Raw genomic sequence first — 12,489 nt, 5'->3', positions numbered from 1 at the left:
TTCTACTCCTCAAGTCCCGGCCACCCCCGGGGCCGCCCGCAACCTGCGTGACTGACAGCGTGTCGGTTTCTCAGGAACCGAGATACCGCAGGACGGCCAGCACCCGGCGGTGATCCCCGTCACTCGGTGACAGGCCCAGCTTGAGGAAGATGTTGCTGACGTGCTTCTCCACCGCACCGTCGCTCACCACCAGCTGCCGTGCGATCGCGGAGTTCGTCCGCCCCTCGGCCATCAGCCCCAGGACCTCCCGCTCCCGCGGCGTGAGGTTCGCCAGCACGTCCTGCTTACGGCTGCGGCCGAGCAGCTGCGCGACCACTTCGGGGTCCAGCGCGGTGCCCCCTCGGCGACCCGGACCACCGCGTCGACGAACTCCCGCACTTCGGCTACCCGGTCCTTGAGGAGATAGCCGACGCCGTGACTGGATCCGGCGAGCAATTCCGTCGCGTACTGCTCCTCCACGTACTGCGACAGCACCAGCACCCCCAGCCCCGGGTGATCGCGCCGCAGCCGGACCGCGGCCCGCACCCCCTCGTCCGTGTGCGTCGGCGGCATCCGTACGTCCGCCACCACCACGTCCGGCAGCTCGCCCTCGGCCGCCAGCTCCCCGATGACCTTGAGCAGCGCCTCGGCGTCGCCCACCCCCGCCACGACGTCGTGCCCACGGTCGGTGAGCAACCGGGTCAGGCCCTCCCGAAGCAGCACCGAGTCCTCGGCGATGACCACCCGCACCCTGTCCTCCACGACTCTTCCTGCCCCCACGTCTTGATATTTCCCCACCCTGCGCCCCCAGCATCCCAGCATCCGATCCCGGCCGCCCCCACCCGCCCCGAATCGACGGGTGGGACTCCGGACGGGGCTCCGGAGGGGACGGGGATGTCGTTCGGGATCGGGCGGGGCGTTACTCCGAATAGGGCGGGGCGGGGACGGAGGCATTTCGGACAGGGTGGGGTGGGGCGAGGCGGGAGGGAGCGAGGGCGGGAGGGAGGAGCGGTTCGGGGCCGGTGCGAGTTGCGGTCAGGGGTGCGGGGGTGCCGGGGTGCCCGTACTGCCGGCTTGCCCGGACCACCCGTACCGCCGGATTGCCCGAACCGCCCAGACGGACTGGGGGTCCGGGCGGCCGGGCTGCTGGCTGCCCAGGTGTACCGGGGGCCCGGGCGGGCCGGGCGAGGTGACGGCTCGGCCGGAGCGGATGGGCCAGGTGCGTCAGGCGCGCCAGGGAAGGTCCGCCGTGATGGTGGTCGGGCCGCCCGGAGGGGAGTCGACGACCAGGAGGCCGTCGACCGCGCTGAGCCGCTCGGTCAGGCCCGCCAGCCCGCTGCCGGTTTCCGTGCTCGCGCCCCCTGCCCGTCATCCGCGACGAGCACCATGAGCCGGTCCGCCACCTGCCACACGTCCACGGAGGCGCTGCTCGCCCGGGCGTGCTTGGAGACGTTCTGGAGCAGTTCGGAGACGGTGAAGTAGGCGATGCCCTCGATGGCGGCGGCGGGTCGGTGGTCGAGGTCCACGGAGACCTTGACCGGCACCGTGCAGCGACCCGCCAGCGAGGTGAGGGCCGGGCCCAGCCCGCGGTCCGTGAGGATCGCCGGGTGGATGCCGCGCGCGAGGTCCCGCAGCTCCTGGAGGGCGATCTTCACCTCGCCGTGGGCCTCGCCCACCATCTTCGCGGCGGCCTCCGGGTCCTGCGCCAGCTTCTCCTTCGCCAGGCCCAGGTCCATCGCCAGCGACACCAGCCGGGCCTGCGCGCCGTCGTGCAGGTCCCGCTCGATACGCCGCAGGTCGGCGGCGGCGGTGTCCACGACCACCCCGCGGTCCGTCTCCAGCTCCGAGACGCGCGTGGCGAGCAGGGAGGGACCGAGCAGTCCGTGCACCAGGACGCGGTCCACGTGCGTCAGGCCGCGTATGACCCACGGTCCGGCCAGGACCAGCAGCAGGCCGAGCCCGCTGGCCGTCGCCATGCCGGGCGGGGAGTCCAGGTAGAGGCCGTCTCCCCGGCCGTTGCCCCACAGCTGGATGCCCGGCTGGTCGAGGTAGGCGGGGAACGTCCACTGCCACAGCGGGTAGAGGAACAGGGACCAGGCCACCGTCCAGAACGTCACCGCGAAGACGAAGGCGAAGACCGCCCAGGGGAAGTGGAGTATCGAGTACAGGAGATGGCGCCAGGAGGCACCGCTCTTGAGCACCGCGAAGACCCAGCTCATCATCCCCGGCTTGGCGGCACGCACCGGCGCCGGGTGCTCCACGTCCAGATCCAGCAGGGCGCGCGCCCGGACACGCTCCAGGTTTCCGAGCCCCCGGCAGCCGATCAGTCCGGCGGCGAGCACCGGTATGCCCAGGAACGTGATCAGCAGGCCCGCGCCGACCGAGATCATGGTGACGGCGTAGCTGAACATGACGCAGGCCACCGGGAGACTCAGGAGGAGGTAGAGGAACTCCCGCCAGGTGCGGCCCGCGAACGGGGCACGCAACGCCATGGGCACGCGTGAGGCTGCTGGTGAGGGGGAGTGGGGTCCGTAGGCGGTGTCCATGGTCGCGTCGTCCGTTCTGCCAGGTCCGGGTCGGCCTGCTGCCGGCGCCGTTCTACCTCCGGCAGCGTCCAGTTGCTGCCGCGTCGGCAGATCCGCTGCGTCCGGCTCTGTCGACTACCTCCAGCCTCCGCGCCCGGCGCCTTCCGCACCATGAGGGAAAGCGCAGTCTTCACCCTGGGGTTTTCCCCACCCCCTCGGCGGGCGAAGGTGCGGTCCCCCCGTTCCCCTGCTCCTGCTAACCCCGCTCCCGCTACCCGCTCCCGCTAGCCCCGCCCCTCCTTGACCCGTCCGCGCACCTTCCCGCCGCCGCGCGCCGTCGCCCCCTGCCCCGTACCCTCGCCGAAGGCCCGGCGGCCGCCCTCGTCCCCCTCCCGGCCCCGCCACGGCAGCTCGGCCGTCACCCGCGTCGGTCCGCCGGCCGGTGAATCGAGGACGAACAGCCCGTCCACCGACCCCAGCCGCTCCGCGAGCCCGGCCATCCCGCTGCCGCCGTCCAACCGCGCACCGCCCCGCCCGTCGTCCTGAACCTGGATCAGCAGCCGGTCCTGGGCACGCCACAGCTCCACCTGCGCCGCCCGCGCGCCACTGTGCTTGGAGACGTTCTGGAGCAGTTCGGAGACGGTGAAGTAGGCGATGCCCTCGATGGCCGGCGCGGGCCGCTGCGCCATGTCCACGTCCACCGTGACGGGAACCGTGCAGCGACCCGCCAGCGAGGTGAGGGCCGGGCCCAGCCCACGGTCCGTGAGGATCGCCGGGTGGATGCCGCGCGCGAGGTCGCGCAGCTCCTGGAGGGCGAGCTTCACCTCGCCGTGCGCCTCGTCGACCATCTGGGCCGCCGCGTCCGGGTCCTCCAGCAGCTTCTCCTTGGCCAGACCGAGACCCATGGCCAGGGCCACGAGCCGGGCCTGCGCCCCGTCGTGCAGGTCACGTTCGATCCGGCGCAGGTCGGCGGCGGCGGTGTCGGAGACCGTCGCGCGGTCCGTCTTCAGCTCGGCGATCCGCCGCTCCAGTTCGTCGGAGGGCGACAGCAGGCCGCGCACCATCATCCGGTCCACGTTGGTCAGCCCGCGCGCGATCCAGGGCAGAGCGGGCCAGAGCAGCAGCAACGTGACGATCGTCAGCGGAAAGGTCAGGATCGACCACGGCAGCCGGATGAACGCGTACAGCGCGTGCCGCCACCCGACCGGGTCCTTCAGGCGCAGCCACAGCCAGGTGAAGAAACCGTTCCCCGCAGTGTGCAGGGGCTGGGCTCGTCCACCCGCACGCCCAGCAGCCACCGTGCGCGGGCGCGCTCCAGCTTCCCGTACTGACGGCACACCATCAGCCCCACCGCGAGCAGCGGCAGTCCCACGACGGTGACGGACAGCCCGATGCCCGCCACCAGCCAGACGGTCAGTACGGCGAAGGCCAGGACGCCCAGCGGGAAGTCGGTCAGGAGGTGGGCGACCTCCCGCCAGGTCGCGGGGGCGAGCGCGGCCCGCGGCGGCGGCAGGGGATCGCCGTCGCCGTGCCGGTGGCCGTGACCGGCGGTGCCCGGCACCGGTGCGGTCCCTCCGGAAAGGTGATCGTGGCGTCGATCGTGAGCGGAACGTGCGGTCATACGCCCTAGCTTGCCGGTCGCCACCCGCGGCGACCATGGGGGACATCGGTGCCCGGGGGTGGGGTTTTCCTCACCCCGTCGCCCCGGTCCGCGGCGGCCACATCGGGCGCGGCTTGTGCGAAGGCGGGCGCGGCAGCTTGGATCTCCGACATGAGTGAGCACCAGCAGGGACCGTACGGGCAGCAGCCGCCCTACGGACAGCAGGCCCCGAACGGACAGCAGGCACCGAACGGACAACAACCGCCCTACGGGCAGCAGCCGCCCCACGAGGCGTACGGGCAGGGGCAGGCCCCCGGATACGGCGCGCCGGGGTACGGAGCACCTGGATACGGGGCGCCTGGATACGGTGCGCCGGGACAGCCGGGGTACCCCCGTACGGAACACCGCAGGCGGGCGGGCCGCCCATAGGCATGTTGGCAGGCCAGGGGGCGCGGCTCGGCGCGCGCGCACTGGACGGGGTCTTCCAGGTCGCCGCGGTCATCGTCGTCCTCGTGGTGGTCGGCATCGTCCAGGCCCTGCTGCCGCGCGGTGCCGGAGTGGGCATACCGACGGCCCTGGCCGGGATCGTCGGCGTCGTCGCGGTGCTGTTCTACGAGCCGTTCATGAACTGGAAGTACGGCGGCACGTTCGGCAAGCGGATCTGCGGTCTGCGGATCGCCCGGCTGAACGACGGCGCGGACCTGTCCTTCGGGCAGGCGGTGGGACGTTGGGCGGTGGTGTTCCCGATGGGGTTCGTGCCGTTCCTGGGGCTGCTCAACGTGCTGTGGTGCTGCTGGGACGAACCGTTCCGGCAGTGCTTGCACGACAAGGTGGCCGGCACCGTGGTGGTCAAGCGCGTCTAGACGCGGGTCAGGAGCTGCGGGGACGGCCGAGGGCGGGTGGCCGGGAAGCGGCCGGCCCGAGGCGGGCTCCCCGGACAGGTGCCGGGGCGGGTGGTCGGCGGCAGGTGGTTCCGGGGCGGGGAGGCGAGTCGTATCGTGTCGCGGTGCGGTGCGGTGGGGTGGATTCCGGTTCCAGTACGGGATTCCGGTTCTAGTACGGGGGCGTGGTCAGCATGGTGAACGCTGAAGCCGGGCAGCGGGTGACGTTGCGACGGCTGGTGCTGGCGGGCGAACGGCGGCGGGTCGACCTGGTCCTGCCCGCCCACGAGCCGATCGGCACGCTGCTGCCCGAGATCCTGCGGGCGGCCGGCGACCGGACGGCGCACGAGCCGCTGACGTCTCGTCTGGTGACAGCGGGCGGAGCGGTGCTCGCGCGGAGCGAGACGCTTGCTTCCGCGCAGGTGGCGGACGGGTCCGTCGTACGCCTGGTACGGGACCCCGGCGCGCCCGCCCCCTCGGCCGGGCAGGGCGGGGCCGGCGACACGGCCGGCGATACGGTCGGCGGCCTGGGCGGACATGCCGAACGCGGCGGCCGCGTGGGTCGTGAGGGCTACGAGAGCCGTGAGGGCCGCAAGTGGCGTGAGGGCTACGACGGCCGCGGCGGGTACGTCTGGCGATGGGACGAGCGGAGCCGGACGCGGACGGCGATCGTGGCCGCTGTGCTGCTCGCGGTCGTCGTCGGCGGGTTCACAGACGGCCGGTACGGACTCGACCGGGCCGGACTGTGGCTCGGCCTGGCGGCGGTGGCCGCGGCCGGAGCCGGTTCGGCAACCGTCCTCATGCCCTCCAGGAAGGCGCTGGGCACCGCGCTGCTCCTGGTGGGCGGGACGCTCGGCGTGTTCGCCTCCTGGGGCGCGACATCGGGCGGCGCCGCGCGCCTGGCCGCTGTCGGACTGACGGTGGCGGTCGTCCTCGCGCTGCTCGGGCTCTGTACGGGCCTGGGGCGGGGCGGACTCGTCGGAGCGGCGGCCGTCGCGGTCGCGGTCGGAGCCTGGGAGATCGGGCTGGCGGTCGCCGACCCGGCCCGTACGGGTGTCGCGCTGGGCGTGATCTCGGTCCTCGTCCTGGGACATCTGCCGCGGCTCGCGCTGGCGTCGGCCGGGCTGACGCGCCTGGACCACCATCACTCCGGAGGCGCGCCGGTCAGCAGGTACCGGGCCGCGGCGGCGCTGGGCGCCACGCATCGCGGGCTCACCCTGGCCGCCGTCACGGCGGCCGGATCGGCCGGGGCGGCCGGAGTGCTGGCCGTCAGCGGCACCGGGGACGCGTCCGGTACGGCGGACGGCTGGGCGGTGGCGGCCGCGGTGCTGCTGAGCGTCGTGCTGTTCTCGCGGGCGCGGGCCTACCCGCTGGTCTTGGAGGTCGTGGCGCTGCTGGTGGCGGGTACGGCGGTCTGCGTACGGCTCGTCCTGCTGTGGGGTTCCGACGGCGGGAACCCGGCCGCCGCGCTGACCGTGTCGTGCCTGCTGATGGCGCTCCCGCTCGCCGCTCTCGCGGTGCGGCCGCCGGAGCGCGTACGGCTGCGGGCGCGCCGCCTGGCGAACCTGGCCGAGTCGGTGAGCGTGGTGGCACTGATTCCGGTCGCCGTCGGGGCGTTCGGGGTGTACGGCGGTCTGCCGGACATGTTCTGACCAGCCGGCCGGCCGCGAAGGACCGGCCGGGTCGACGAAAATGAGCGGCCGCGACGGTCGGCCGGAGCGATCAGTCCGACCAGAAGGGGCGGCGGAGGGTTCATGTCGGGACAGACGAGTCAGTCGGGGCATTCGGGTCAGCCGGGGCAGGCAGGGTGGCCGGGACAGTCGAGACAGCCGGTTACGGGCCAGGTGGGTCAGGCGGAATGGGAGGGGAAGCCTGGGCAGACGGGGCCTGTGGTGCCGGTGGTGCCGCCGATGCCTGGGTACGCGCCGGGGGCGGGCGGGGGCGCGATGCCGGGTGACGGTGCGATGCCGGGAAGCGGTGCCATGGGTGGCGGGACGGCACCGACGGCTCCTGAGGGGAGGCCCGGTGCCGTACCTGCGGCGCCCGTACCGCTGTCCAAGCCGTTGCCCGAGGCGCGGTCCGCGGCCGGTTCCGCGCCCGTACCCGTACCCGCCGCGCCCGTCATACCGGCTCGTCCGGCCAGCCAGGTCGGCCAGGTCGGTCCGGCCGGTCCGGCCGGACCCATGAACCCGGCCACCCCCGCCCCCGTCCACACCCCCATCCACCCCTCCACCCCCACCCCCGTCTCCGTCCCCGTACTGCCGCCCGAGTTCGACGGTGTGCAGGCCAAGCCCCGGCACGGCGAGACCGTCGCCCGCCGGGCCGGGCGGGCGCTGCGGCGGGTGTTCGCCTCCTCCGCGGCGGCCGAGACCGAGGCCGTCACACGTGCCGCGCACGCCATCCAGCAGCCCGTGACCACCGGCCGCCAGCTGGCCGTCTCCAGCATTCGCGGCGGTGCGGGCAAGTCCACGGTCGCGGCCCTGCTGGCCCTCACGTACGCGCACTACCGCGCGGACCCGGTGCTCGCGGTGGAGGCCGACCCGGCGCTGGGCACGCTGCCGCACCGGCTGGGCGTACGGGAGGTGCGCTGGTCCGGCACCGATCTGGCGCAGATCGTCGACCCGTCCATGCTGATCACCGACCTGACCGGTTACCTCCTGCCGTTCACGGGCGGCGGCTGGCTGCTGCCCGGCAGCCAGGGCTCGATCGGTACGCGGCTGGACGTCGACACCTACCGCATCGTCATGACCTCGCTGCGCCGCCACTTCGCGACCACGGTCGTGGACTGCGAGACGCTGCCGGCCGAGGTGGCGCGTACCGCGCTGGTCACCACCCAGGCGCGGGTCCTGGTGACGCCGGCGACCGTGGAGGGCGTACGGGCGACCAAGTCCGTACTGGAGTGGATGGGCGGGGTGCACCGCGGGCTGCTGCCGACCGCCGTCGTCGTGCTCAACCACACCTCACCCGACGGGGGCATCGACGTACGCAAGGCCGTCGAGCACCTGGGAGCGGGCGGCGCGGCGGTGCTTCCGCTGCCGTACGACCGGCATCTGGCCGGCGGCGGTGCCGTCCGTACGGAGCTGCTGGGCGAACGGACGCGGGAGGCGGCGGCGCGGCTGGCCGCCGAGGTGATGGACCGCGCGGTCTCGCGCGGGCCGGGCCGGCAGCGCGAGGGCTGAGCCGCCGCGCGCGGTGCCACGGGGGGCGTGCGCGGTGCCACGGGGGACGTGCGCGGTGCCACCGGGTCCTGTGCGGGGCCCATGGTGAAGGGGCCAGGTGGGGCGAAGTCGGGCCATAGCTGTCCGCCAGGTGACGCGACTGCTCACCTGGGGCGGGCCAGGGCCTAGACTCCCGTGCGTACAGATCGTCGAAGTCGTTGAACAAGAGCAGTCAGGGAGCGAGGGCGGACGTGCCGGACGCGACCGTACGCACCAGCCTTGCCGCGGACTATTTCCAGGGGTACTCGGTCGTCGGGCTCATCGCCGTGATCGGCGTGCTCTTCGTGGCCGTGGCCTTCGGTGCCGGGCGGCTGCTGCGGCCCGTGGTGCCCACCCCGGAGAAACTGCTCACCTACGAATGCGGCGTGGACCCGGTGGGTGAGGGCTGGGCACACACCCAGGTCCGCTACTACGTCTACGCCTTCCTCTACGTGATCTTCGCCGTCGACTCGATCTTCCTGTTCCCCTGGGCGACGGTCTTCGCCGCCCCCGGTTTCGGCGGCGTCACGCTGGTGGAGATGTTCATCTTCCTCGGCTTCCTCGCCGTCGGCCTGCTCTACGCATGGAAGAAGGGCGTCCTGGAATGGACGTGACGAACGCGAGGCCGGCCACCGCGACGGGCACCGAACTGCCCGTCGTGTCCGCCGGCGGCACCGTCGAACGACGCCGGCTGGGCCCGCTCGCCCGGCTGGCTCCCGAACCCATGAAGGTGGTCCTCAACTGGGGCCGCCGCTACAGCCTGTGGGTCTTCAACTTCGGGCTCGCCTGCTGCGCGATCGAGTTCATCGCCGCGTCGATGGCGCGGCACGACTTCATCCGGCTGGGCGTGATCCCGTTCGCGCCGGGCCCCCGGCAGGCGGACCTCATGATCGTCTCCGGCACGGTGACGGACAAGATGGCGCCCGCGGTCAAACGGCTCTACGAGCAGATGCCGGAACCGAAGTACGTCATCTCCTTTGGCGCCTGCTCGAACTGCGGGGGCCCTACTGGGACTCGTACGCGGTCACCAAGGGTGTCGACCAGATCATCCCGGTCGATGTGTACGTACCGGGCTGCCCGCCCCGGCCCGAGGCGCTGCTCCAGGGCATCCTCAAGCTCCAGGAGAAGATCGCCCGCGAGTCGCTGGGCGAGCGGTACGGGGCCGCGGGCAACGATGCCGCGGGCAACGGCGACGTGCCTTCCGGGCCGTCGGCCGGCGCGCTGCGCAGCGGGCTGGTGACGCCGCCTGCGCCGGGGGCGTCGGCGCAGGCGGGGGCCGGGCCTGATGCGTCCGGCACCGATGTGTCCGGGGCTGCGGCGGCCGGTGGCGAGGCGTCCGGGGCTGCGGCGGCCGGTGGCGGGAAGCCGAAGGGAGCGGGGGACCAGTGAGCGACGAACAGCCCCCGGTCCCGTCGGCCGAGGACACGCCCGCCGACGCGGCCGACGCCGCCCGGCCGCCGTCCGAGCCCGCCGAGCCGTCCGAGCCCGCCGAGCCGTCCGAGCCCGCCGAGGCGCCGCCCGTCGGGTGGCTGCCCGGTTCCGCCACCGGGATCTTCGGTCCCGGCGCGACCGCCGACGAGGCGTACGACCTGCTGACCGTCGACGTACCCGCCGACGCCTGGCTCCCGGCGCTCACCGCCGCCCGCGACGACCTCGGATGCAGCTACTTCGACTGGCTGAGCGCGGTCGACGAGCCCGGCACCGGCTTCCGCGTCTGCGCCCACCTCGCCGACATCGCCCGGCCCGGCCGCGTACGGCGCCTGGTGCTGCGCACCACCGTCCCGCACGAGGCGGCCGTACTGCCCACCGCCACCGAGGTGTACGCGGGTGCCGGCTGGCACGAGCGGGAGACGCACGAGATGTTCGGCGTGGACTTCACCGGTCACCCGTACCTGGAGCCCCTCCTGCTCCCCGAGAACTTCGAGGGCCACCCGCTGCGCAAGGACTTCGTGCTCGCCGCACGGGTCGCCAAGGCGTGGCCGGGCGCGAAGGAGCCGGGAGAGTCCGAGCACGGCGGGCCCAAGCGCCGCCAGATGCTGCCGCCCGGCGTGCCCGACCCGAACGAGTGGGGACCGCTGAAGGGCCAGCTGCCGCCTGCCCCGGCCAGGCCCGCCCGTGGCGCGCGCGCGGCCGGTGCCCGTGCGGCCGGTGGGGCGGCGGGGGAGCGGCCTGCCCGCCGTACGCGTACGGCAGGTGCGGGTTCGGCGAGCCAGCAGAGCGCTGCGGACAGCGCGCAGACACCGGCCACGGAGGCGGTGGCCCCCGCCGGGACTCCGACTGCCGCCCCGACTGCCGCCCCGACTTCGGTCCCTGCCCCGGCCGCCCGGCCGGAACGCCCTGCCCGCCGGACGCGCAGCGCCAGCCAGGGTTCGGCCAGCCAGCAGCCGGCCGATCAGCAGGCAGACCAGGCGTCCGGTCAGGCGTCCGACCAGGCGCCCGGCCAGCAGGCCGGTCAATCGCCCGATCAGCAGACCGGTCAGGCGCCCGCCCCCACCGGCTCCTCGGACGCCCCCTGGCACCACGCCCGCCCCGCGTTCGAGGACGAGCCGAAGGCCGGCGAGAAGCGCGCAGCCGAAGCCGCACCGGAAGCGGTTCCCGCGCCCGAAGCCGCACCCACCCCCGAAGAGAAACCCGAGCCCCCCAGCACCGACGACGGCACGGGCACGGGCACCGACGACGGCACTGGCACGGGCACCGACGCCGGTCCCGACGACGGCACCCACGGCACCCCCGGCCCCAGCGACGCAGCGGAAGAAGGCGGGACCAGACCATGAGCGACGCCCTCGACATCGCCCTGCGCCTGATCGCCGTCTTCGTCGCCTTCCTGGTCTTCCCGCTGGTCATCGGCCAGACCGAACACAAGGTCATGGCCCATATGCAGGGCCGCCTCGGCCCGATGTACGCGGGTGGCTTCCACGGCTGGGCGCAGCTGGTCGCCGACGGTGTGAAGTTCGCGCAGAAGGAGGACATCGTGCCGGCCGGTGCCGACCGGCGGATCTTCCAGCTCGCGCCCGCCGTCGCGCTCCTGCCGTACCTGCTCGTGCTGGTCGCCATCCCGCTCGGCCCGGGCAACGCGGTCGGGCAGTCGCTGGACGCGGGCATCTTCTTCGTCCTCGCCGTGATGGGCGTCGGCGTCCTGGGCTCGCTGATGGCGGGCTGGGCGTCGGCCAACAAGTTCTCGCTGCTCGGCGGGTTGCGTACGGCCGCCCAGCTTCTCGCGTACGAGCTGCCGATGCTGCTCGCCGCGGCGTCCGTCGCGATGGCCGCCGGAACGCTCTCGCTGCCCGGCATCCTGGACGCCTTCCACTGGTGGTGGGTGCCGTGGCAGATCGTCGGCGGCCTGGTCTTCTTCACGGCGGGGCTGGCCGAACTGCAGCGCCCGCCGTTCGACATGCCGGTCGCCGACTCCGAGATCATCTTCGGTGCGTACACCGAGTACACCGGGCTGCGCTTCGCGCTGTTCCTGCTCGCCGAGTACGCGGGCATCCTCGTCCTGTGCGCCCTGACCTCCGTACTCTTCCTCGGCGGCTGGCACGGACCGTTCGGCGCCGACGGGCTCGGCTGGCTGTGGACGCTGCTGAAGACCGCGGTCCTCGCCTTCGGCGTGATCTGGCTGCGCGTCACTTACCCGCGGCTGCGTGAGGACCAGCTGCAGAAGCTGGCCTGGACGGTGCTGATCCCGCTGGCCCTCGCCCAGATCGCCCTCACCGGCGTCGTCAAGGTGGTGATCTCGTAATGGCCCCGGAGAATCCGGAGAAGAAGTCCGGCTGGCCCGGCAGCGGTCTGGCCAAGGGGCTGGCCGTGACCCTTCGGACGATGACGAAGCGTTCGGTCACCGAGCAGTACCCGGAGGTCCAGCCCGAACTGGCGCCGCGCACCCGCGGCGTGATCGGGCTGTTCGAGGAGAACTGCACGGTCTGCATGCTGTGCGCGCGCGAGTGCCCGGACTGGTGCATCTACATCGACTCCCACAAGGAGACGGTGCCGCCCGCCGCACCCGGCGGCCGCGAGCGCAGCCGTAACGTGCTGGACCGCTTCGCCATCGACTTCTCTCTGTGCATGTACTGCGGTATTTGCATCGAGGTGTGTCCTTTCGACGCGCTGTTCTGGTCGCCGGAGTTCGAGTACGCCGAGACCGACATCCACAACCTCACCCACGAGCGGGACAAACTCCGCGAGTGGATGTGGACGGTGCCGGAGCCGCCCGCCCTCGACCCCGCGGCCGAGGAGCCCAAGGAACTCGGGGCCGCCCGTAAGGCCGCCGACAAACTCGCCGCACAGGAAGCGGCCGAGCGGGCCGCGGCCCA

General features: G+C 73.3%; 7 protein-coding genes and 5 pseudogenes. 8 read left to right on the top strand and 4 right to left on the bottom strand.

Annotated elements, in window-relative coordinates:
- Positions 1-70: 70 nt before the first annotated feature.
- From ACEXOX_RS22500 to ACEXOX_RS22490, 3 pseudogenes are all read right to left on the bottom strand, one after another.
- Positions 71-729: pseudogene (locus ACEXOX_RS22500) on the bottom strand (LuxR C-terminal-related transcriptional regulator).
- Positions 730-1,203: 474 nt separating this feature from the next.
- Positions 1,204-2,525: pseudogene (locus ACEXOX_RS22495) on the bottom strand (sensor histidine kinase).
- Between the two features lie 263 nt (positions 2,526-2,788).
- Positions 2,789-4,125: pseudogene (locus tag ACEXOX_RS22490) on the bottom strand (sensor histidine kinase).
- Positions 4,126-4,535: 410 nt separating this feature from the next.
- Between ACEXOX_RS22490 and ACEXOX_RS22485 the strand changes: the two are divergent.
- Positions 4,536-4,967, top strand: coding sequence for an RDD family protein (locus ACEXOX_RS22485; protein WP_406522806.1), 432 nt, complete (start codon positions 4,536-4,538; stop codon positions 4,965-4,967).
- A gap of 212 nt (positions 4,968-5,179) precedes the next feature.
- Complete coding sequence (locus ACEXOX_RS22480; RefSeq protein WP_406522805.1) at positions 5,180-6,637, top strand: EsaB/YukD family protein; 1,458 nt, start codon at positions 5,180-5,182, stop codon at positions 6,635-6,637.
- A gap of 197 nt (positions 6,638-6,834) precedes the next feature.
- Here the strand turns inward: ACEXOX_RS22480 and ACEXOX_RS22475 are convergent, their stop codons facing one another.
- The gene (locus tag ACEXOX_RS22475; RefSeq protein WP_406522803.1) at positions 6,835-7,170 is read right to left on the bottom strand and encodes a hypothetical protein; all 336 of its coding nucleotides are present in this window, start codon (positions 7,168-7,170) and stop codon (positions 6,835-6,837) included.
- Between ACEXOX_RS22475 and ACEXOX_RS22470 the strand changes: the two genes are divergently transcribed.
- The 6 genes and pseudogenes from ACEXOX_RS22470 to ACEXOX_RS22445 form a co-directional block, all read left to right on the top strand.
- On the top strand, positions 7,169-8,164 hold the full coding sequence (locus ACEXOX_RS22470; protein WP_406522802.1) for a hypothetical protein: 996 nt from the start codon (positions 7,169-7,171) through the stop codon (positions 8,162-8,164). The two genes, ACEXOX_RS22475 and ACEXOX_RS22470, sit on opposite strands and share 2 nt — an antisense overlap.
- A 230-nt stretch (positions 8,165-8,394) precedes the next feature.
- Positions 8,395-8,796, top strand: a complete 402-nt coding sequence (locus tag ACEXOX_RS22465) for an NADH-quinone oxidoreductase subunit A (RefSeq protein ID WP_031002969.1) — start codon at positions 8,395-8,397, stop codon at positions 8,794-8,796.
- Positions 8,766-9,571 (top strand): annotated as a pseudogene (locus ACEXOX_RS22460) (NADH-quinone oxidoreductase subunit B). Before ACEXOX_RS22465 ends, ACEXOX_RS22460 begins: the two are co-directional and overlap by 31 nt.
- Positions 9,568-10,956, top strand: coding sequence for an NADH-quinone oxidoreductase subunit C (locus ACEXOX_RS22455; RefSeq protein WP_406522800.1), 1,389 nt, complete (start codon positions 9,568-9,570; stop codon positions 10,954-10,956). Before ACEXOX_RS22460 ends, ACEXOX_RS22455 begins: the two are co-directional and overlap by 4 nt.
- The gene (locus ACEXOX_RS22450) at positions 10,953-11,918 is read left to right on the top strand and encodes an NADH-quinone oxidoreductase subunit H (protein WP_406522798.1); all 966 of its coding nucleotides are present in this window, start codon (positions 10,953-10,955) and stop codon (positions 11,916-11,918) included. The genes ACEXOX_RS22455 and ACEXOX_RS22450 overlap by 4 nt, the downstream gene beginning before the upstream one ends.
- Positions 11,918-12,481 (top strand): annotated as a pseudogene (locus tag ACEXOX_RS22445) (NuoI/complex I 23 kDa subunit family protein); the annotation flags it as partial. The gene ACEXOX_RS22450 and the pseudogene ACEXOX_RS22445, both read left to right, overlap by 1 nt.
- Between the last annotated feature and the right edge of the window lie 8 nt (positions 12,482-12,489).

The sequence above is a fragment of the Streptomyces sp. Ac-502 genome, assembly GCF_045222935.1.
In the GTDB taxonomy this organism is placed as follows: Bacteria; Actinomycetota; Actinomycetes; order Streptomycetales; family Streptomycetaceae; genus Streptomyces; species Streptomyces monomycini.
The sequence above is the reverse complement of the archived record's forward strand: the minus strand, read 5'-3'. Positions and strand labels throughout refer to the sequence as shown.

What these genes read in the sequence shown, in the direction of transcription:
- ACEXOX_RS22485 (WP_406522806.1), top strand. Translation starts at nt 4,536, where the DNA reads ATGTTGGCAGGCCAGGGGGCGCGGCTCGGCGCGCGCGCACTGGACGGG.
- ACEXOX_RS22480 (WP_406522805.1), top strand. Translation starts at nt 5,180, where the DNA reads ATGGTGAACGCTGAAGCCGGGCAGCGGGTGACGTTGCGACGGCTGGTG.
- ACEXOX_RS22470 (WP_406522802.1), top strand. Translation starts at nt 7,169, where the DNA reads ATGAACCCGGCCACCCCCGCCCCCGTCCACACCCCCATCCACCCCTCC.
- ACEXOX_RS22475 (WP_406522803.1), bottom strand. Translation starts at nt 7,170, where the DNA reads ATGGGTCCGGCCGGACCGGCCGGACCGACCTGGCCGACCTGGCTGGCC.
- ACEXOX_RS22450 (WP_406522798.1), top strand. Translation starts at nt 10,953, where the DNA reads ATGAGCGACGCCCTCGACATCGCCCTGCGCCTGATCGCCGTCTTCGTC.